This is a genomic window from Streptococcus suis (assembly GCF_002964045.1).
GTDB classification, from domain to species: Bacteria; Bacillota; Bacilli; order Lactobacillales; family Streptococcaceae; genus Streptococcus; species Streptococcus suis_U.
Genome location: NZ_POPB01000205.1, coordinates 1 through 950 on the forward strand (window position 1 = coordinate 1; position 950 = coordinate 950).

The 950-nt window shown below is 32.0% G+C and carries 2 protein-coding genes; both read left to right on the forward strand.

Annotated features, from left to right (window positions below; all coding sequences use genetic code 11):
* The first annotated feature begins 2 nt into the window (after positions 1 to 2).
* Entirely contained in the window at positions 3 to 71 is a 69-nt protein-coding gene (locus C1E99_RS01845) for a 23S rRNA methyltransferase attenuator leader peptide ErmL (RefSeq protein WP_011100846.1), read from the forward strand.
* A 124-nt stretch (positions 72 to 195) separates the two neighbouring features.
* Entirely contained in the window at positions 196 to 933 is a 738-nt protein-coding gene (gene erm(B), locus C1E99_RS01850) for a 23S rRNA (adenine(2058)-N(6))-methyltransferase Erm(B) (RefSeq protein WP_002321849.1), read from the forward strand.
* Positions 934 to 950 lie beyond the last annotated feature (17 nt).

Here is a 950-nt window from a genome sequence, read left to right on the forward strand (position 1 = left end):
AAATGCGTAATGTAGATAAAACATCTACTGTTTTGAAACAGACTAAAAACAGTGATTACGCAGATAAATAAATACGTTAGATTAATTCCTACCAGTGACTAATCTTATGACTTTTTAAACAGATAACTAAAATTACAAACAAATCATTTAACTTCTGTATTTATTTACAGATGTAATCACTTCAGGAGTGATTACATGAACAAAAATATAAAATATTCTCAAAACTTTTTAACGAGTGAAAAAGTACTCAACCAAATAATAAAACAATTGAATTTAAAAGAAACCGATACCGTTTACGAAATTGGAACAGGTAAAGGGCATTTAACGACGAAACTGGCTAAAATAAGTAAACAGGTAACGTCTATTGAATTAGACAGTCATCTATTCAACTTATCGTCAGAAAAATTAAAACTGAATACTCGTGTCACTTTAATTCACCAAGATATTCTACAGTTTCAATTCCCTAACAAACAGAGGTATAAAATTGTTGGGAATATTCCTTACCATTTAAGCACACAAATTATTAAAAAAGTGGTTTTTGAAAGCCATGCGTCTGACATCTATCTGATTGTTGAAGAAGGATTCTACAAGCGTACCTTGGATATTCACCGAACACTAGGGTTGCTCTTGCACACTCAAGTCTCGATTCAGCAATTGCTTAAGCTGCCAGCGGAATGCTTTCATCCTAAACCAAAAGTAAACAGCGTCTTAATAAAACTTACCCGCCATACCACAGATGTTCCAGATAAATATTGGAAGCTATATACGTACTTTGTTTCAAAATGGGTCAATCGAGAATATCGTCAACTGTTTACTAAAAATCAGTTTCATCAAGCAATGAAACACGCCAAAGTAAACAATTTAAGTACCGTTACTTATGAGCAAGTATTGTCTATTTTTAATAGTTATCTATTATTTAACGGGAGGAAATAATTCTATGAGTCGCTTTT